Below are 20,833 nucleotides of genomic sequence, written 5' to 3'. Positions count from 1 at the left end.
ATCTATAATTTTTATCCGTTATTTCTTCGTTCCTTAAGGTCAAGTTCTATTTTAACCTCCTTTTTCTTATCAATTTCATACAACAGTAATAGTCCTATGGCAATCAAAAATGGAATGGAAGGAAAAATACTTACCAGTAATTTAGTTCCTTGAACAGCAGTTTCTGGTTGTACTATTACCTCCCCTGCCACAGCTGCCTCTTTGGTTATATAATTATATAAGCCTAAAATCCAAGTCACCAATGCACCACCAATACTCAGCCCCCCCTTTAAGCCTACCATCATAGCCGAAAAAATGATAGCTGTGGCACGGCGGTTGTTTTTCCACTCGGAATAATCGGCCACATCGGCGATCATAGCCCAAAGCAACGGAATTGTAAGACCATAGAAAAAACCGTGAAGTATTTGCGAAAGAAAGATCAGCCCTACCGACTCCGCCGAAAAGAAGTAAAATATAAAGATAAAGAAGGTTGCCATAAACAAGGCCACACTGAAAACATCCCTTTTACCATACTTATCCGCAAAACTTTTTGATAGTGTAATACCTATGATCATAAATATAATACCCCCTGCATTGAATAGACCAAAACCGGCCGACACTGGATTTTCACCAAAAAAGTTAATACCTATCCCAGCCAAGGTATCCAACATGGGTTGTATAAACTGGGTTAGCTTTTCCTTACTAACATAATTTTCAAAATAATACACATAAGCACCTCCCTTCAGGGCAAGGGTAATAAAAACCAAGGTGGTTACGGACAGAATAATGACCCATGGCCTATTTTTAAACAAGTCCTTAATATCTTCTGCCAAGCTGGAGGATTGCTCTGGTTTAGGAACAATACGTTCTTTGGTGGTAAAGAAAGTGATCAGAAGCATTACAGTCCCAATAATTGCCAACCAAGTCATCACTTTTTCAATTCCGATCGCCTTATCACCTCCTCCGGCTGTTTCTATTATGGGCAACATAAAGACCTGTACGAAAAACTGGGCAAACATGACGGCTACAAATCGATAGGACGACAGGCTATTCCTCTCGGCCATATTCCCTGTTATTACCCCGCTCAAGGCCGAATATGGCAAATTATTGGCCGCATATAGAAGGAGTAAAAGCGTATAGGTTACCACTGCGTAAATTACCTTACCCTTGTATTCAAAATCTGGGGTGCTAAAAGCCAATAGCGCCACAATTCCCAAGGGAATGGCAGTCCAAAGAATCCATGGCCTAAATTTCCCCCATTTGGATTTTGTCCTATCGGCCAATGCCCCCATAATTGGATTAAATCCAAAGGCCGCTACAAGCCCTACCGTTAAAATAATTGCAGAGGCATGGTTGGCCTCAAGACCATAAATATCGGTATAAAAATAGGCAAGATAAGTCATTAAGGTCTGAAAAACCAAGTTGGCGGCCAAGTCCCCCAAGCTATATCCAATTTTTTCCTTTATGGATAATTTCTGTGAAATTTTAGTCATGTATATTATAATATAATGTAAGGTGAAGTCAAAATTTAAGGGCAACTATACTGTCATATGCCATCTTTGGATTAAACTTTCTATCGAATAGCAAGGGATAGTTCACCCTACCCTTAATGGGCCAGTTATTGAGCCAGGAACCTTGATCGTTTATACCCCAGAAAGTGACCCTATCTATCTTTTCCCTATGCTTCAAAAAGAGCTTAAAAATATCTTGATAACGATTGGCCAATGCAATTTGAACCGAATCCGGCATACTATCCGGATAGGGATTCATGTACGGGCTCTCTTCAAAATTCTGACTAATTTCTGCTCCCACCAGATCCCAGGGATTGGGTAGTACGGTAATATCCAATTCAGAAAAATGTACTTTTAGCCCAAGATTACTAAATGTGATAATGCTTTTTTCTATAGCTTCGAGCGAAGGTTCGTATAAACTCCAGTGTCCCTGAAGCCCAATGGCATCTATTTTTATTCCATCATCCTGTAACTGCCTTACCAACTTAACTACTCCCCGCCTCTTTTCCGGTTTCCAAAGATTATAATCGTTGTAGATCAATTGAGCCCCTGGGTCGGCTTTCTCCGCCAATTCAAAAGCCCATTTTATATAATCCTCTCCCAAGAACCTTAAAAAAATACTTTGTCTTAAGGAACCATCTTCGTTTAAAGCCTCATTTACCACATCCCATTCGGCTATTTTACCCCTGTATCTGGTCACCAATGTATTTATATGATCTTCAAGATACCGGGCCATAGTGGCGCTATCGTTTACCTTATTTAAATAATCAGGAACCTGGCTATGCCAAACTAGGGTATGTCCTATGGTATAAAGTTTGTTTCTCATACCTAAATCTACATACCGATCGGCTATTTTAAAATTAAAAGATTTAGGCTCCGGATGTATATACATCCACTTCATTACATTTTCCGGACTAATGGAATTATATTCACAAGTCACCAGTTTCAACGCCAATGAATCTTTTCCATCTATCAACTGCCCATTAACTGCAGCTCCCATAAGAAAATCGTTAAAAAAAACATCCTTAAGACCACGACTTTGAATTAATTGCGAATTATCCTTTTTCATAACCTTATGTCCGCATCCAAATATGCCAACCAATGTGACCAGGAATACAACTATTATTTTAATATTGGGGACCATTGTAGATAATTGCAATTTGTATGTATTTTAGATTGGTATTCTTAATTAGTCAAAATCCCTTGCATACCTTATTAATTCTTAAGAAGGTAAAAATCGGCATATTCCCAACCTTTGCATACTACATCTGAAGCGATTTTTAGAACATTTGGGGCATATAGGAAATATCCGATTATCTAAAACCCAAATTGAATATTCAAACATATCCTACCATATAGCCGCTTCTGGATAAACCATGGATTGTCTAATCAATTTAAATGGTAAAACGTCCTTGAAAGATTACCTTTATTTTATCTCGGTGGGCAATACCCCAAAATGGGCCTTAAAACATTTGGTAAAGTAAGAAGGTGAGGAAAATCCAACCTTGAAACATACTTCACTTATGGATTCATTACCGTTTACCAACATGTGCTTTGCCTTTTCCAATCTTATCTTACGCAAAAACTCATTTGCCGAATACCCGGTCAGGGCTTTTATCTTTCGGTACAATTGACTTCTGCTCAAGTTAAGTTCATCGGCCAAATGTTCTACATTGAGGTTCTCATCGGACATATTCTCTGCAATGTAACCCAAGACTTTGGTGATAAATTTTTTGTCCAGATGGGTCGAGTTACCAGGAATCTGAACGTTATTGGAATCATTGGAATATTTATTGAAAAGCACTTGCCTACTATGTATTATTTGTTTTAGCTGTGCCTTTAAAACCTTCATTTCAAAAGGCTTGCTCAAATATACATCGGCACCAGAATCTATGCCCTTGACCCAATCGTCGGTCATCGCTTTGGCAGTCAACATTAATAATGGGATATGACTGGTTTTAAGATCTTCCCTGATATGTTTACAAAATTCAAATCCGTCCATCTCTGGCATTACCACATCGGTCAGTATCATGTCCGGAATTCTTCTGGTAGCCAAATCCAAACCTTGTACACCGTTAACAGCTTCAACAATCATATAATCACTGCACAATTCGTTTTTAAGGTAATCCCTTAACTCTGTATTATCCTCAACAATCAGCAAGGTCTTCTGTAAGTTGGTACCTAATATTTGATGTGTTATTTCCTCCTCAAATTCCTGCCGACCAATGTGGTCAATATCATTCTTAGGAGGCAAAAACAATTCGCTAGGTTTAAAATGGGCATTCCCCAAGGGGAGATAAACCCTGAATTTGGTTCCTTTGAATTCCTCACTTTCCACTTCTATCTTCCCCTTTAATAGATCTACAAAATTTTTGACTACCTCTAGGCCGATGCCGGTTCCACCATAATATTGACTGTTCATATTCTCCACCTGATAGAACCGCTCAAAAACTTTAACTATTTCTTCCCTTTTTATTCCGTTCCCAGTGTCATGTACATAAATTTCCAGGGCCTGTACGGTCTCTTCTCCATACAATAACGGAAAGCTTACCTTATGGTTGCACCTAATAACCCCTACGGTAATCTCTCCATTATCAGGAGTATTCTTGAAAGCATTGGAAAGTATATTGAAAATTATCTTTTCCAACATAGAGGGGTCACTCCATAGTGTTATGGGAAGATCATCGGATTCTACCTGAAAAACTATATTTTTAAGAACCGCCTCTTCTTCAAAATGGCCGGCAATTTCCTTGACAAAGGCAATGGCTTCCATTTCAGAAACCTTAATGGAAAACTTATTGATTTCCAATTTTCTGAAATCCATCAACTCGTCTATTAAACGCTTAAGTCTAGCTGTATTTTTATGGATAATTCGCAACTTTTCCTTCACTGTTCTGCTCAATACAAGTCCTGGATCATCCATAATATCCTCTAAAGGATTGATTATCAATGTCAGTGGCGTTCTAAATTCGTGTGAAATATTGGTGAAAAACTGTATTTTTCTGTCATTCAAAGTTTCCTCCTGTATTCTCTTATCCCTTTCAAATTGCATAATTCGTTTTTCTCTTATCCTTTGTTTTGCCAAATGAGTCAAAAAATAAGTTATCAAACTAAAAAGAAGTACGTAGGATATCAAGGCAAAATTCGTAGCCCACCATGGGGGCAGAATGCTCAGCTTAAGCGTTTTTGGGGTTTCGTTCCAGATGCCATCATTGTTAGATGCCTTAACTTTAAAGATATAATCCCCTGAAGGGAGGTTGGTATATGTAGCACTCCTATTTTCACCAACAAAATTCCATTTATCCTCAAAGCCTTCCAAATAATAGGCATATCTGATTTTTTTTGGCCTAGTGAGGTTGATACCTGCATATTCAATGGTAAAAACGGACTGGCGGTGATTTAAACTGAGGCTTTCGGTCTGTCCTATTATCTTTTGCAATGGGGAGTCCCCTTGATTTGGAACCACCGATTTATTAAATAATTTAAAATCAGTAAAATACACCAACGGTTTATTGTTGTTATACTTCATGTTTTTAGGATCTATATAATTGATACCTCCATAATTACCAAAATACAAAATACCGTTTTCGTCTTTGTAAGAAGAATTGAAATTAAAGTCGTTTGAAAGCAGACCATCATTCATATCGAAATTCTTGAACGTCCCATCAACTATATTCATATAGGATAAACCATTGTTACCTCCCATCCAAATATCTCCATTATCATCTTCTAAAATAGAGGCAATTGTTTCCTGTCCAAGGCCATTATTATTACCATACCAAGTAAAAGTGTCACCAAGTGGATCATACCTACAAAGGCCCGCACCATCGGTCCCTATCCATATATATCCCTTACTATCCTCATATAAGGAAACTATAACATCTACAACAAGTTTATTTTCTACATCTTTATGCATGCTTTCCCGTAGCGAAATGACTTTTTGGGGCTTGTTGTAATCAGATGACAGTTTGTAAAGTCCACTGGTAGTTCCCATCCAAATAGTATCATTTTTATCTACCAAAACTATGCGCATAGCTCCCTGGCCAGGACTTGGGTCATCAAATATTGCATTGTTATGATGGCTAAAACTTTTATTTCTTGGATCAAAAGAATGCAATCCTTCTACATAGGAACCTATCCAAACAACCCCTTTAGAGTCTTCTGAAAAACTCATTATACGATTAGATTTTAGCCCACCATTGGTATTGGATGTATTGTAATTTACAAAGGTCCTAGCATTATTGGGCAGGTAAAATATTCCAGAATTCCAGGTGCCCACCCATAGATTATCCTTACTATCCATAAAAAGGGCCACTATATCCCCGGCATTCAATTGGGAAACTAACCTATTTTTTGGGTCTTTCAGATGTACAATATTCTTTTTATTGGGATCGTAGACATCAATGCCACCTCCATCCATCCCGATCCATATATGGCCATTTTTATCATGTATAATTCCGGTTACAGATGGTAACTGCAAGGAATTGTTTAAATTGGCAAGACTCTTTATATCCTTGAACTTGTCATGAAGTCGATCATAGACCCCTACCCCATTATTGTAATATCCTATCCAAATACGGTCTTGTGTATCTACATATAAGGACCAAATGGAATTAGACTTTATACTATTGGAGTTAAATTTATTATACCGGTAATTCTTCTGGACAATCCCATTTTTTTTCAACACAAAAAGACCGTCGTTTTCCGTTCCGCACAATATATTACCGTCTGGTGCTTGGGTCAAAGACAGGATCCGCTGATTAGTAATCTTATAATTATGTACTTCATAAGAATTAAATGGACTTACCTCTACTTTTACAAGACCATTGGAAAAAGTACCTATCCAAATAGACCCATCATCGTCTTGAAGCATTGACTCTATGTTGTACAAGAAATCCTTTTCATCTCCCTTAGTTTCAAAAGTGGATAAAATAGGATTGGCAATAGTACCATTGTATTCAAAAAGGCCTCTATTGGTCCCCATTAATATCTTACCGGTACTACTTTGAATTAAACTATTTATTTGCAATTCGGAAATGGGGCTGGTAGTATGGATGGGAACACTATGCCCTTTGACCTCGTTTTGATCTATCTGGAAAAGACCATTAAAGTGCGAACCTATTACCATGGTACCGTCAGAACTTTCATGGATAGCCCTAATAGGAACGTTCTCTAGGGCTATAGAATCTTTATATAGAACAACATTTTTAAACTCATCATAATCACGATCGTATAAATTTAATCCTGCCTCAGAGCCGATCCACAATCTATTGGATTTGTCAACATAAACGACATATATCAATGAACTATTTAAAGTATTTTTATGATTGGAATCTTGTTTATAAGAGCTGAATTCAATACCATTGTATTTCTTTAACCCAACACCATTGGTACCCATCCAAATCAATCCCAAACTATCCTGGACTATTCCTGAAACCGCGCGAAGTGTATTGTTTTGCTCTATATTAACAAACGTATAATCCTCCCCATTGCTCTGGGCACTAGCCTTGCCAAGTAATAATATTACACTTACAATATAGATTGTTGGAATTAGGGCAACTTTCATAATTTTATTAAATAACATCAATAGTATGTCCATTAAACAGACAATAATTTTATAAATCATTGAATTATCCCAGATGAACATAAAAGTAGTCAGAAAAACTAGAAGTTCTCACCTAGCTTTGTGGCTACAAAACCACTTAGGGCGTATCAATATAATTAGAAAAAATTGCATCCTTATTCAAATGCGCCATAATTACTAGAATGGGCAACATACGTGCTATTCAATTCACTAAGAATCCAACACCTTTGACTGGAATAAGCTGTTTTGATTAGCCAGATTTGGATAATTTAACATACGGTTTTCATAACCCGATAGAATGAATAAAGTCCTGCAATATGCCCCATACCTGTTTTTCAAAAATGTTCCTGGACATCATTACATAATGTAGTTGTTCCCAAAATTATATGTATCAATTAATTTGTTCATTAACTTTATAGAGTACCTATAATTACAAATCAAAAATTTTAAAATGTTCTGTATAAAACCAACACTATTAGTTTTTATGGTATTCATAGCCTGTGCCTACCCACAATCGCCCGATGGATATAACCTTTGGTTGGGATATGATAAGGTTGGAAAACCAAAGCTGCTAAAGGAATATAAAGACCTGACCAATTCAATCTATTTTGAAGACGGGGGCGAGGTGCTCAAAACTGCCAAAAAAGAAATGGTTACGGGCATGGAAAAAATTCTGGGAACCACACTTAATTTTACGGAGGCCTCAAATACAAATAACACCTTTCTGATAGCGAAGACCGCTACCCTGGAAACTAGTCTGAAGGAAAAAATGTCCGATGATCTCAGTGAAGTAGGCAGCGAGGGATTTGTCTTAAAATCCATTACCCATAAGGGAAAAAAACTTTTTGTACTTGCTGCCAACGAAGATATTGGAATACTGTATGGAGTATTTCGCCTACTAAATTTGATGCAACAACACAAAGATTTAAGCACAATTTCTCTTGTAGAGTATCCAAAGATAGACTTGCGAATGCTCAACCACTGGGATAATTTAGACCGGACTGTAGAAAGGGGCTATGCCGGTTTTTCCTTATGGAATTGGCATAAATTACCAGAGTATCTGGACCAGCGCTATTTGGATTATGCCAGGGCAAATGCCTCAATTGGCATCAACGCCGTCTCCTTGACCAATGTCAATGCCAATTCCCTGATCTTGACCCCTATGTATCTGGAAAAAGTTAGTGCCCTAGCCACTGTTTTCAGGCCTTATGGTATTAAAGTATATCTCACGGCAAGGTTTTCCGCACCCATGGAAATCGGTGGCTTGGAAACTGCGGACCCTTTGGACCCAAAAGTCCAACAATGGTGGAATAACAAAGTCAACAAAATCTACTCCTTAATACCTGATTTTGGCGGTTTTTTGGTAAAAGCCAATTCAGAAGGACAGCCTGGTCCACAAAATTATGGAAGAAACCACGTGGACGGGGCCAATATGATGGCTAGGGCCCTGCAACCACACAATGGTCTCGTTATTTGGAGGGCATTTGTTTATTCTGAACACGATCCCGAAGATCGGGCCAAACAGGCCTTCTCAGAATTTGTTCCTTTAGATGGTCTGTTCAGGGACAATGTTTTAATTCAAACAAAGAATGGGGCCATTGACTTTCAGCCACGTGAACCCTTTCACCCCATGTTTGGCGCCATGCCCAATACCCCATTGATGATGGAGTTTCAGATAACCCAAGAATATCTGGGCTTTAGTACCCATCTGGTCTTTTTGCCCAAATTGTACGAAGAAGTACTTGATTCCGACACCTACAGCAAAGGCAAGGGATCTACAGTGGCCAAGGTTGTGGATGGTTCCTTGGATAATAATAAGATATCGGGGATGGCCGGTGTTTCCAATATTGGAAATGATCTTAATTGGACCGGACATCCTTTTGCCCAAGCCAATTGGTACGGTTTTGGAAGGTTGGCTTGGGATCCTTATATAAGTGCAGGGACCATAGCGGATGAATGGCTTAGAGCTACCTATTCCAATAACCCCGATTTTATTGAACCGGTAAAAAATATGATGCTTAACTCAAGGGAAGCAGTGGTAAATTACATGAATCCATTAGGGTTACACCATATTTTTGATACTGGCCACCATTACGGTCCGGGGCCTTGGGTACATGAATTAAGCAGGCCCGAATGGAATCCTACCTACTATCATAAGGCAGATACTAAGGGTATCGGATTTAACCGTAGCAATAGTGGCAGCAATGCCACTGGGCAATATGCTCCAGAAGTAGCAAAGACCTTCAACGACCCCAATACATGTCCAGAAGAATATCTGCTATGGTTTCACCATTTACCGTGGGATTATACCTTAAAAAATGGTTATAGTCTTTGGGATGGAATGGCCCTAAAATATGAAGAAGGGGTTGATCAAGTAGAAGAAATGATTGAGACTTGGAACAATGCCCAGCCCTATATCACCAAGGAACAATACCAAGAAGTGCACATGCTTCTAAAAATCCAATTGAAAGAGGCCAAATGGTGGCGCAATGCCTGCTTGCTCTATTTTCAGACCTATTCGCAAAAAGCTCTCCCCAAAGAGGTGGAGAAATCACCAAAGAGCTTGGAATACTACCAATCATTGAAATTTCCATTTGCCCCCGGCATCCGACCTCAATGGGATTGAAAGACCAACGATTGAACCCTATAGCCATGCTCAATAAGTATATGCAAAATGAACATTAAAAAAACACTTTTCCTACTAGTTTTAATTCTGCAAATCCCATTGCTACAGTGCCAAATAACACTGCCCAAGCTAATTAGTGATGGTGCGGTATTACAGCGAGGGACCGACATTATAATTTGGGGCTGGGCCTCGGCAGAAGAAGAAATAATCGTCAATTTTAAAAACAAAGTATACAAGACCAAAACGGATAACCAAGGGAAATGGCATGTAACGATTCCAGCTCAAAAGGCTGGCGGCCCTTATAAATTAGAGCTAAAAGGTACCAAAAACACTATTACCCTTAAAAATATTCTAATAGGAGATGTTTGGCTCTGCTCTGGCCAATCCAACATGGAACTGACCATGAACCGGCTTCGAGATCACTATCCCGAAACCATAAAAAATTCCAAGAATTCCAAAATTAGGCAATTTTTGGTACCAGATGCGTATAACTTTACCCAAGAACAGACAAACCTAAGTCATGGAACTTGGATGGAAGCATCACCAGAAAATTTAATGGAGTTTTCAGGAGTTGCTTACTTTTTCGCCAAGGAATTATATCAAAAATATCAGGTTCCCATAGGCCTGATCAATGCCGCTTTGGGGGGATCGCCCGTTGAGGCCTGGATGAGCGAAGGCGCCTTAAAACCTTTTGATACCGCTTATAACACACTGCAACGTTTTAAGGATCCAGATCTGATTTCCAAAACAGAACAAAAAGACCAAAAGCGTCAACAAGATTGGTTTGCCCTACTCAATGAAATGGACAAAGGTTTTGTAAGGGGATCAGAATGGTTTCTAAAGGATTATAATGATGATACATGGAGCAGCATGCAGGTTCCCGGTTATTGGGAAGATCAAGGTCTCCCTAATATTGACGGTGTAGTTTGGTTTAGAAGAAGCATTGAAATTCCCCAAAATATGGTGGATAAGGAAGCAAAATTATGGCTGGGGCGAAGCGTAGATCAGGACCATGTATATGTGAACGGTACTTTTATTGGCAGCACTGGATATCAATACCCCCCCAGAAAATATAAAATTCCCAGTAACATATTGGTTCCTGGAAAAAATACCATCACCATACGTTTGATAAACCAACAGGGAAAAGGCGGCTTTATAATGGATAAACCCTATTTTCTTTCTGTTGGGAAGGATAGTATAGATTTAAAAGGCAGTTGGAAATACCAATTGGGAACCATTATGGAACCTTTACCAAATCCAACATTTGTTAGGTGGCAACCTGCCGGTCTCTTCAACAGCATGATAGCCCCACTATTAAATTACAAAATTAAAGGCACTATATGGTATCAGGGAGAATCCAACACTCAAAATCCAAAATTATATTATCACACTTTTCCTGCCTTGATAAACAACTGGAGAGCAAGATGGAATATGGGAGATTTCCCATTTATTTATGTGCAATTAGCCAATTATATGGAAGAGGAAATGATACCTTCAGAAAGCCAATGGGCAGAATTGAGGCACGCGCAATTGAATACCCTTAAACTGGCCAATACCGGAATGGTGGTCGCTACAGACCTTGGAGAATGGAATGATATACACCCACTGAATAAAGAAAGTGTTGGGCAACGATTGGCTTTAAATGCCCAAAAGGTGGCCTACAACGAAAACGTTGTGAACTCTGGACCTATTTTTAAATCCTCAAAAATAAAGGATAATCAAATTATAATTTCTTTCAAGTCGGTGGGAGGTGGATTAATGGCCAATGATGGCTTGACACTGCGGCAGTTTCAAATATCAGGACCCGATGAAAACTTTGTTTGGGCAGCTGCCAAAATAGTCGGAAATACGGTGGTTGTTAAAAACGATTCCGTTGCCAACCCAACCTATGTCCGATACGCCTGGGCAGACAACCCTTTTGGCGCCAATTTATACAACAAGGAAGGTCTACCTGCCGCTCCGTTTAGGAATTACAATCCCGAACCTTAATACCAAGCCCATTCATCTAGGTCTATAACACCTAAGGATATACTTATAATCCATTTTGTAACTACAAGGATTTACAATTAAATGGCCCTTCGCCCTACTTGTTCTTTTCAATAAAATTATAAACCCTTTTACTAAGTTCCTTTGCATCGTCTATTATAAAATAGGGGTCAAGGATATTTGAGGAATGGACTTGACTTCTGGTTATCTGGTTGGTTACTGCAAAGACATGCATACCAGCAGCAAGTCCCGCTTTAATTCCATTTACCGAATCTTCAATCACTAAACATTCATTCGAATGCATTTTAAGCAGCTCTTTAACTTTTATATAAATCTCGGGATCTGGTTTACCCTGTACAATATCATCACTAGTGAGGATTATATCCAATTTTCCGCTAATCCCCATCGCTCCTATTACTTTCTCAGCTTCAGCACGATGTGACATGGTGGCCACTACTGTTCGAAAGTCTTCCTTGTGAGCACTATGCAGCAAGCCAAGGTTATATGGACAAAAATAACTGGACAATAGTTTTTTATCGTTAAGCATCTGATGATATATGGCAAGTCTGCTCTTAATAATTCTTTCTTGTACAGCCTCAGCACTAAGGCTATTAAAGTGTTCTGACAAGGAGTCTTTATATTCCTCAAAAAGTCCCCTTACTACTCCGGCCCTGGGCAAGCCCACATACTTCCCAAAACTATTCAGGACCATTTCCCGTGATACCGACCCCTTGGTCAATATTTGAATTGCTTGGGCATAAGATTCCGCCTTTAGTATTTCGGTCTGTACCAGCGTTCCATCGAGGTCAAAAATTATTGCTTTTATCATCTTGGTCTTAAATTAGAGAAAATCATTCAAAAGTGTAACTTTTTTTTACCACCTCCGTCAATCTAAAATAGCCAAAGGCATAATTATCGGGCTTGGTGAGATTAACACAGTTCCCTCTTAGAGCAACCGGAGTAGTCCCAAAAGGGCCACTTGGTTCATTCTGCGATATTAGGATACCTATATAGTCATAATAGGCTTTTGAAATTCCCAATAACTCTACATCTACAATATCCCCCGTCTCAAATTCCTTGGTATTGGTATCCTTATCCTCCTGTTTCTCATAAAATAGCGTAATCTCATTTCCGTTGGCAAACTCGTCCTCCACATCAAATAATTCCACCAAAAGATCACCCCGTTCCTTAAGTTTTATTAGATAGTAATTTTCCTCAGACTCCGGGTCCATAAAGGCTATATTGATTTCCATAATCTCGTCGTCAAATCCATCTTCCCTAGATTGGGAAAGTTCTGAAATATCCACTACGGACATTAGAGTTTCAGTGGCCGTGTAGGTTTCCCCCTTATATAATACTTGTAGGGTGTAGGACTGACCAATTACCGGAACAAATGATGAAGTTGTATACTCCCCGTTATTCATATCCTCAAATACAAACTCCGAACCATCCGTATTGTTCGTAACTTTAACAGCTGCCCCGGAAACAGCGGTAACAGTAGTATTGTCGTAGTAAGGGGTAGAAGTACTCAGCTTTATGGTCTGTTCATTACCCGATGTTCCCTTTTCCCAATCCAAGGATGCCTCAATAGTTAATCTTGTTGGGGCCGTTTGCACTTCTAGATCTATTACATCGGTGCAAGAGGTGAAAATTACAATTATTGCAACTACTGCAAGCTTTAAATATGATTTCATGTTCTTAAAATTTAAAATTATAGGTTACTGAAGGAACGATACCAAAAATTGCCGTTCTAGTGGCCTCATTTGCCCCGGTCTCCACATTTTGACCAAAGGATATGGAAGCTGCGTTTTTATGGTTGTACACATTATACAGGCCAAAGACCCACTCCCCTTTCCATTTGTTATCCGGTTTTCTATTGGGTACATAAGTAGCTGAAAGATCAAGGCGGTGATAAGCCGGTAATCTGTCCGAGTTTCTATCCGAATAACTGGCAATGGACAGGCCTTCATAGGTGTATTGTCCATTGGGGTAAGTTACCGGCCTACCTGTTTGAAAAACAAGATTGGTTCCAAACGACCATTTTTCGTTTAATTGATAGGCTCCCGTAATTGAAAAATCATGCGTTCTATCATAGGCTGTGTTATACCATTCGCCGTCGTTTATTCCAAGGCCTCCTGCTTTTCCGCCCAGGGTTCGCTGTTCCGATTTGGACAAGGTATAGGCAAACCATCCCGTTAATCTCCCCTCATTTTTTCTGGCCAAAAACTCAAGTCCGTAGGCCCTGGATTCACCATTGAGAATTTCGGTCTCTATAGTATTGTTCCCAATAAGGTCAGAACCATCCAAATAGTCTATCCTATTGTCCGTGGTCTTGAAATAGGCCTCTACCTCCATGGAGTACATTTTATCCCTGAAATTTCTAAAGTAGCCCAACGCATATTGATCGGAAATTTGGGGCTTAATGTATTTCCCGCTGGGTGTCCAAACATCCAAGGGTGTTACGGAAGTTGTATTGGACAACAAATGTATGTACTGTGTTGTTCTGGCATAACCGGCCTTGATAGAAGATAGGTCGTTCAATTGATATGCCACGGAAGCCCTGGGTTCAAGGTTGCCAAAATCCTTAATGCTTTTACTTTTCCCATAATAGGTTTCACCTACTTCCGTGCCCCTTTCATAAATGCCCAGTAAATTGTTATAAACTACTGGTCGGTCATTGGCATATGCTATCATGGCTTGTCCCCCAAGTCTACTAAATCCACTATATCGCAACCCGTACTGCGCTGTCAGATTATCGCTAAGTTTATGTTCTGCATTGATATACAATGCACTTTCAAAAGCCCTTTTCTGATCTAATTTAAAGGGGTTTATGGGAGAGGTATCGGTAGTTGGTTTTATTTCTCCAGGATCAAAATCGTAATAAATGGCACTTGCCCCAAAATCCAATTTAAATTGCTCATTGGCATAATATTTTAGGTCATATTTTAAATTGTAATTCTTGATGGAAGAAACCCATTCAAATTCTAGGATATCCAACCCCAAGTCGTAATCATATTCACTAAAAATGACGGAAACATTGGAAAACAAGCGGTCATTAAAAATATGGTTCCAACGAAGGTTTCCGGACATATTCCCATAACTACTTGTGAAATTTCCATTTAAATCGAACGCATCCCTCCCAAAATATCCGGAGAGAAACAGTTTATTATTATCATTGAGGCTATAATTGGTCTTGAGGTTAAGGTCATAAAAGTTGGCGCTGTTAGGTTGGCCGGCCGCCTTTAGAAACAAGTGGGCATAGGAGCCCCTTCCGGCAATCAAAAAAGATCCACGATCACCAAAAACAGGACCTTCCATAGCCAATCTACTCGATATAAGGCCTAAGCCTCCAGTAAGTCCAAAGTTTTTACTGTTCCCGTCCTTTTGACGGATATCCAAGACAGAAGAAGTTCTACCTCCAAAACGTGCCGGAATCCCCCCTTTATAGAGTTTCATGTCCTTAATGGCATCTGCATTAAAAACCGAAAAGAAACCGAATAGATGTGAGGTATTGTAAATAATAGCCTCATCCAACATCACCAAATTTTGGTCCACAGCACCACCTCGCACGTTAAAACCGCTGGAGCCCTCTCCATTATTGGTAACCCCGGGAAGTAGCTGAAGTGATTTGATAATATCCACCTCTCCCAAAACCACCGGCATTTGCTTAACTGTTTTGATATTTAGTTTGGAAACGCTCATTTCCGGTTTTCTTAGAATAGCACGTTCCGGTTCATCGGCAGTGAGCACAACTTCATCCAATTGAGTGGAAAACTCCAAGATCTCAAAATCGAATTTTTGATCTTGATACAAATTGATCTCCTTTTTTATTTCGGTAAAACCTATATAGGAAATAATTAAATTATAATCTCCCCTTGGAGCGGTGATGGAGTAAAAACCATACTCATTGGTCATTACCCCTATTGCGGTCCCCTCCAAAAAAACCGATGCCCCATAGACGGTTTCCCCGTTGCTGCCATCTGTAATGGCGCCACTTATCGTATACCTATCCTGGGCGGATAAAATAGTGGTAAATAATATTAGTATTAGAAAAATATTTTTCATTCTTTGATTATTGAATAATTCTTTATTGATTGTTCGTTTATTTCTCATGATAATGTCCAAAAATCGACCTAAAGGCACACCCCCGAAAAGTTTTGATTGACGAATAAACTTCCTAAGTATAATGGGGATCCCTATGTCTTTTATTGAATTATTTTATTGCTCCATACAATTTGTTTTTTAAGTATTTATAATTGAGTGCTTTTGCCCTTGCCTACTTTATAATTCTATTCCAGAGTATGTTTTCCATACCTCAACCGGACCTCCTGGCTTTCCAAACAAATTATTCGCGTTAATTCGTTTTCTAAAAATTCATTTGATTTTCAAGTCGCAAAATTGTGTATTCATTTCTTTCCAAGCGTTCTGAAATGAAAATCCGAACCTTATTTTTCCGGATAACATTCTATGACTGGATAGATTATCGGAAGCCAGATTCGAGTACATTAACCGTAGTAAGTAACTGTGACAAAAGTATCCAAGGGCATAACTTAGATGTATTAAGGCTTTTGGTTCGGTACTTTTTACTTTTTGATTTCTTGATTTCACTTTTTGAAGCGTCTTATTGTTACAGGGCTATTGACATTTCAAAAAACAAAAGGTTGCATATACAGGCAATAAAAACTATTTCACATCTGATCCTATAATTCTAATTGGCCATAAACAGCCTTATCCATGGGGCTTTAAAGAGAAATAGTAGAGATAAAAACAAGGCCGTAAAAAATATTTTCCCCAATAGATGCAACTTTTCGGACCATTGGTTGTCTATTATTATGAAATTTCCCCAGTTTGGACCGTTTAAACCATTTTATTTAGTTGGAAACCAATATTCGCTTTACGCACCAAGAACTTGTAGAAAAGAGCAAGTTAGGGGACAGAAACTCCCAGTTTCAATTGTACGAACAGTATGTGGACGCCATGTACAATGTTAGTATGAGAATGCTGGGCAGTAAGGAGGATGCAGAAGATACGGTTCAGGACAGTTTTGTAGAGGCCTTTAAAAGCTTGGGGAATTTTAGATATGAAAGCACCTTTGGGTCTTGGTTAAAAAGAATAGTAATCAATAAAAGTATTAACCATTTAAAGTTAAAACGGATTCCCTTAGTACCTATAATTGACCATGAATACCACCTCTCGGAAGAACCAATTGAAATTGCAGAGGCCCTGGATATTGAAAGGGTGAAAATAGGAATTAAAAAACTTCCACCAGGTTACCGACAGATAATACAACTATACTTGATAGAAGGTTATGATCACGAAGAGATTGGGGAGGTTCTGGAAATATCCAAATCCACCTCTAAATCACAGTACCACAGGGCAAAAAAAAAGCTACTTGAAATTATAAAAGAAATATAATGGATCATTTTGAAAAACATATTAGGGACAACAAGGCCTTGTTCGATGAGCATAAGGCCGACAAATCCAAAATGTGGGCCAATATAGAAATGGAACTGTCCACTACCGGGCCAAAGGTAGTTCCATTGTGGAAGTCCCCCATATTCCGTGTGGCAGCCAGTTTAATATTGGTGTTCCTTTTATCCACCTTAATTGGCATTACAGTTTATGGTGAATACCGTTCTGCCGGGCAGAACAGTGTAGTTTCCCAAGAACTCCAGGACATAGATATGCATTATAGTAGTCTAGTACAACATCAGGTACTAATGGTGAAAAACCATCCGGATCTATCGCAGGAAGATAAAGATGAATTCCTTTCCTTCATGGACGAATTGGATGAAGAATACGGAGTTCTAAAATTGGAAATGGAAAAGAATCTAAATAACGAAAGGGTCCTGGAAGCCATTATTGGCAACTACAAAAAGAGAATTGAACTCATAGAAAACTTGTTGAGGCAAATAAATGACTCAAAAATGATAAATGACGATTATGGATACACCTTATAAAAACTTGCTAATATGTATAGCAGCGGCCCTTATGGCCAATTTAATGATCGCCCAGGAAAAAGTATCGAAAACCATATCGGAAACTTTTGAAATGACCAATGCGGGAGAACTCCAGTTGGACAATAAGTACGGGAACATAACTATCCATGGGTGGTCCAAAAACAACATTTCGGTTACCGTAGATATAACTACCTCCCATAAAAAAAGGGAAAATGCACAGAACCTGCTGGATCGCATCGAGCCTAATATTAAGACCATGTCCGATTTTGTTACTATTAGTTCTGAGATTGCAGAAAAAAACAAAGGCTTTTTCGCAGAGTATTTCAACAAAGCAAATCCGTTCGATTTTGACCGAAGTAATGTACAGATAAATTACTCCATTTATTTACCTGCCAATGCGGTTGTGGATATCACTAATAAGTTTGGCGATGTAATTTTAGAGGATTGGACGGGCAAATTAAAAATAGACGTTCAACATGGAGATATCTGGATCAACAAAAACCTTAAAAACGCTGATATCGCTTTAAAATACGGGAAACTAAGGGCCAAAAACATAAACTTTGGCAGCATAAATTTAAAAAATGGCAGTTTATCGCTTGGTAAATCCAAGGACTTAAGATTGACCAGTAGCGGTTCGGTGATGGATTTGGAAGAAATTTCGATGTTGGAAATTTATTCCAGCAAGGATGAAATTACTATTGATGAAGTAGGAGCCATACACGGGGAACTGGAATTTTCCAATGTAGAATTGGCCAATGTAGATGATGAAATTGATCTTATGATGAAAATCGCAGAATTCAATGTATTGACCATACATAGTGCCGACGCCAAAATTAGGATTCAGCAACAATCTTCGGAAATTGTTCTTAATATTCACGATTTCTCATTTCAATTTAAAGCAACCTTGGAGGAAGGCTTGTTGCGCCTTCCAAAATCCTTCGAAAAAGTGGAGACCAAAATGCTTGACAAAGGAAAAAGAATACGCGAAATAAAAGCTACCTACGGTAATTCCAAACAAGGCTCCGTATCCATAACAGGTGAAAAAGGGGTAATTCTCTTAAAGGATCTTCAATAAAAATTAAAAAAAAGTGAACAAAAGATGCAACTTTTTATAGAGTTTGTTGTCTACTGTTACATCATCAATCAAAAATCAAAAAAAATGAAACAAAGAACAGCAGTTTTACTTCCCCTTCTATTAGGATTTATTATTCCAACCCTTGCACAGGACACCTCAGGCGATTATATGGAGTTTAATGATCGAAAAAATGTAGTACATGGGGTATATCTAGGTCTTACTACCCACTATGGAGAAATTGATGACAAGGACAGCTATTTTACCAGTTTTAAAGTGGCCTATGTGGCCAACCAACAGTTCGAAATAGGATTCATTGGCACTTTCTTTTATTCGGACCAAAACATATATAGGGGAATATCCTCCTACGACGAAGATCTTATTGGCGGTTATGGAGGTCTACATTTGGAACCTATCTTCTTCAGCAAAAACCTTGTGAGTCTCTCATTTCCTGTCTTGATCGGGGCTGGTGGTATGGGTTATATAGATGACAACTATAGTCACAATGATTTTGACGAAGATGAATTTGAAGATAACGCACAGGCCTTTTTTATAGTTGAACCCGGGATCAACGCCTTGTTCAACATCTCCAGATACCTACAATTGGAAGCAGGAGTAAAGTACCGAATTTCAAATAAGGTAAATGACTCCAAAAACTTTGATCCGGTAAAAAGAATAAATGGTTTCTCCGCAGGAATCGGGGTCAAAGTAGGTATTTTCAATATGGGCAGGAACAGATATAAAAAGAATATTTAAGATGAAAAATAGAACTAATACCCTTTGCAGCATCTGCCATGATGTTATTGAGACGCAACATGTTTTTTCTGAGGACAATCAAGTTTTCTTAAAAAGAAATATGAAAGAATCTTCAAATGGGACAGTCATTAAGGACCAATGGTATCCGATAAATTTCCAATGGGTATCCGACGTGAAGCTCAGAAATAATTTAATTCGGCAATCAAATTTTGATTAATTTCCAGTAAGCGGCAAAATAGGTCCTTCCCAGTTATTAAAAAGGTAAATGGGCAAGTCTTGTTTAATGGTGGGTATCCCGGTTTAGCCTAATCTTGGCAAAAAATTTCTTAAATAACGTTACCACCAATAAACATAGGAAACCCATAAGCAGACCGGCTAAAAATTCCCCCAATATTGCCGGCAATGCTTCTAACCAATGATGAAGAAATGCTAGGTTATGTACAAAAATGCCCCCAGCCACCAAGACCAGGGCTATAGTCCCTATTACCGATAAACTTTTAACAACTACAGGCAGTGCCCCTACCAAAAACCTTCCAAGGGAATCGGATATGCTGTGCTTTTTGCCGTTCCATTCAATTAGTCTCAGGCCCAAATCGTCCATCCTTACTATCATGGCAACAATTCCGTAGACCCCTGCAGTTGCCACTAGGGCAATAATGGAAACTACCATGACCTGAGTCCAAATAGGTTGTTGCACCACCGTTCCAAGGGCTATAATTACTATTTCTACGGACAGGATAAAATCTGTAATAACGGCCGATTTAATCTTTTCCTTTTCCAAAAGCAAAATTTCATCCTTACTTAGGTTGATTTGCACTTTCCCAGCTTTTGGCTTTTGGTGGGGTACCATAAAATGGTAAATTTTCTCCACCCCTTCATACGCCAGATAGAATCCCCCCAATACCAGGATCACCGTGATCGCCACAGGGAAAATTGCACTCAGCAGAAAAGCAATGGGAAGTATGATCAATTTGTTCAACAACGAGCCCTTAGTAATGGCCCATAATACAGGGATTTCCCTGGAAGAAACAAATCCAGAGGCCTTTTCCGCATTTACTGCAAGATCATCCCCTAAAATACCCGCGGTTTTCTTTCCCGCTATTTTAGTCATGGCCCCAACATCATCCATCAAACTGGCTATATCGTCCAACAACGCAAAAAATCCCGATGCCATATTATTACCCTTTGTTTATTATTTTTTCACTCATTTTTATTCCGACTAGCTTCAAGCCTTTTATTAAAAACCAACCCCAATCCATATTACAACTAAATTATTCTTCAAGTTAAACATGGATATGAAACTACAAGAATAGGATTAATTCTTTAAAATACTAACCTTAAAAGGAAGAGTTCTTGATC

Annotated in this window: 13 protein-coding genes; 6 read left to right on the top strand and 7 right to left on the bottom strand. The window is 38.8% G+C overall.

Annotated elements, in window-relative coordinates:
- Positions 1-11 precede the first annotated feature (11 nt).
- The 3 genes from MWU84_RS19065 to MWU84_RS19055 form a co-directional block, all read right to left on the bottom strand.
- The gene (locus MWU84_RS19065; protein WP_246904617.1) at positions 12-1,472 is read right to left on the bottom strand and encodes a glycoside-pentoside-hexuronide (GPH):cation symporter; all 1,461 of its coding nucleotides are present in this window, start codon (positions 1,470-1,472) and stop codon (positions 12-14) included.
- A gap of 28 nt (positions 1,473-1,500) precedes the next feature.
- The gene (locus MWU84_RS19060; RefSeq protein WP_246904615.1) at positions 1,501-2,649 is read right to left on the bottom strand and encodes an endo-1,4-beta-xylanase; all 1,149 of its coding nucleotides are present in this window, start codon (positions 2,647-2,649) and stop codon (positions 1,501-1,503) included.
- Between the two features lie 267 nt (positions 2,650-2,916).
- A complete protein-coding gene (locus tag MWU84_RS19055) occupies positions 2,917-7,056 on the bottom strand; it encodes a two-component regulator propeller domain-containing protein (protein ID WP_246904614.1) in 4,140 nt (1,379 codons plus the stop codon).
- A 469-nt stretch (positions 7,057-7,525) separates the two neighbouring features.
- On the opposite strand from MWU84_RS19055, the gene MWU84_RS19050 reads away from it, so the two are divergent.
- Positions 7,526-9,700 carry an alpha-glucuronidase family glycosyl hydrolase gene (locus tag MWU84_RS19050; RefSeq protein ID WP_246904613.1) on the top strand — a complete coding sequence of 725 codons (2,175 nt, stop codon included), beginning with the start codon at positions 7,526-7,528 and terminating at the stop codon, positions 9,698-9,700.
- A 48-nt stretch (positions 9,701-9,748) separates the two neighbouring features.
- Complete coding sequence (locus MWU84_RS19045; RefSeq protein WP_246904612.1) at positions 9,749-11,689, top strand: sialate O-acetylesterase; 1,941 nt, start codon at positions 9,749-9,751, stop codon at positions 11,687-11,689.
- A gap of 94 nt (positions 11,690-11,783) precedes the next feature.
- Here the strand turns inward: MWU84_RS19045 and MWU84_RS19040 are convergent, their stop codons facing one another.
- Genes MWU84_RS19040 through MWU84_RS19030 form a run of 3 tightly spaced genes read right to left on the bottom strand, consistent with a single transcriptional unit; the run spans position 11,784 to position 15,751 of the window.
- The gene (locus tag MWU84_RS19040) at positions 11,784-12,515 is read right to left on the bottom strand and encodes an HAD family phosphatase (RefSeq protein WP_246904611.1); all 732 of its coding nucleotides are present in this window, start codon (positions 12,513-12,515) and stop codon (positions 11,784-11,786) included.
- 22 nt (positions 12,516-12,537) lie between these two features.
- Positions 12,538-13,380: a DUF4249 domain-containing protein gene (locus MWU84_RS19035; protein WP_246904610.1), complete on the bottom strand. Its 843-nt coding sequence runs from the start codon at positions 13,378-13,380 to the stop codon at positions 12,538-12,540.
- 4 nt (positions 13,381-13,384) lie between these two features.
- Positions 13,385-15,751, bottom strand: coding sequence for a TonB-dependent receptor (locus MWU84_RS19030; RefSeq protein WP_246904609.1), 2,367 nt, complete (start codon positions 15,749-15,751; stop codon positions 13,385-13,387).
- Between the two features lie 810 nt (positions 15,752-16,561).
- On the opposite strand from MWU84_RS19030, the gene MWU84_RS19025 reads away from it, so the two are divergent.
- From MWU84_RS19025 to MWU84_RS19010, 4 genes are all read left to right on the top strand, one after another.
- The gene (locus MWU84_RS19025) at positions 16,562-17,101 is read left to right on the top strand and encodes an RNA polymerase sigma factor (protein ID WP_246904608.1); all 540 of its coding nucleotides are present in this window, start codon (positions 16,562-16,564) and stop codon (positions 17,099-17,101) included.
- Positions 17,101-17,646: a hypothetical protein gene (locus MWU84_RS19020; RefSeq protein WP_246904605.1), complete on the top strand. Its 546-nt coding sequence runs from the start codon at positions 17,101-17,103 to the stop codon at positions 17,644-17,646. Before MWU84_RS19025 ends, MWU84_RS19020 begins: the two co-directional genes overlap by 1 nt.
- Positions 17,630-18,721: a hypothetical protein gene (locus MWU84_RS19015; protein WP_246904602.1), complete on the top strand. Its 1,092-nt coding sequence runs from the start codon at positions 17,630-17,632 to the stop codon at positions 18,719-18,721. The genes MWU84_RS19020 and MWU84_RS19015 overlap by 17 nt, the downstream gene beginning before the upstream one ends.
- Before the next feature lie 84 nt (positions 18,722-18,805).
- Positions 18,806-19,474 carry a hypothetical protein gene (locus MWU84_RS19010; RefSeq protein ID WP_246904599.1) on the top strand — a complete coding sequence of 223 codons (669 nt, stop codon included), beginning with the start codon at positions 18,806-18,808 and terminating at the stop codon, positions 19,472-19,474.
- A gap of 280 nt (positions 19,475-19,754) precedes the next feature.
- Here the strand turns inward: MWU84_RS19010 and MWU84_RS19005 are convergent, their stop codons facing one another.
- Entirely contained in the window at positions 19,755-20,648 is an 894-nt protein-coding gene (locus tag MWU84_RS19005) for a DUF808 domain-containing protein (protein ID WP_246904597.1), read from the bottom strand.
- Between the last annotated feature and the right edge of the window lie 185 nt (positions 20,649-20,833).

Source organism: Arenibacter sp. F20364 (assembly GCF_023015905.1).
Taxonomy (GTDB): Bacteria; Bacteroidota; Bacteroidia; order Flavobacteriales; family Flavobacteriaceae; genus Arenibacter.
The sequence above is the reverse complement of the archived record's forward strand: the minus strand, read 5'-3'. Positions and strand labels throughout refer to the sequence as shown.

Coding starts and splice junctions, on each gene's coding strand:
- MWU84_RS19065 (WP_246904617.1), bottom strand. CDS start 1,472: ATGACTAAAATTTCACAGAAATTATCCATAAAGGAAAAAATTGGATAT.
- MWU84_RS19055 (WP_246904614.1), bottom strand. CDS start 7,056: ATGAAAGTTGCCCTAATTCCAACAATCTATATTGTAAGTGTAATATTA.
- MWU84_RS19050 (WP_246904613.1), top strand. CDS start 7,526: ATGTTCTGTATAAAACCAACACTATTAGTTTTTATGGTATTCATAGCC.
- MWU84_RS19045 (WP_246904612.1), top strand. CDS start 9,749: ATGAACATTAAAAAAACACTTTTCCTACTAGTTTTAATTCTGCAAATC.
- MWU84_RS19040 (WP_246904611.1), bottom strand. CDS start 12,515: ATGATAAAAGCAATAATTTTTGACCTCGATGGAACGCTGGTACAGACC.
- MWU84_RS19035 (WP_246904610.1), bottom strand. CDS start 13,380: ATGAAATCATATTTAAAGCTTGCAGTAGTTGCAATAATTGTAATTTTC.
- MWU84_RS19030 (WP_246904609.1), bottom strand. CDS start 15,751: ATGAAAAATATTTTTCTAATACTAATATTATTTACCACTATTTTATCC.
- MWU84_RS19020 (WP_246904605.1), top strand. CDS start 17,101: ATGGATCATTTTGAAAAACATATTAGGGACAACAAGGCCTTGTTCGAT.
- MWU84_RS19015 (WP_246904602.1), top strand. CDS start 17,630: ATGGATACACCTTATAAAAACTTGCTAATATGTATAGCAGCGGCCCTT.
- MWU84_RS19010 (WP_246904599.1), top strand. CDS start 18,806: ATGAAACAAAGAACAGCAGTTTTACTTCCCCTTCTATTAGGATTTATT.
- MWU84_RS19005 (WP_246904597.1), bottom strand. CDS start 20,648: ATGGCATCGGGATTTTTTGCGTTGTTGGACGATATAGCCAGTTTGATG.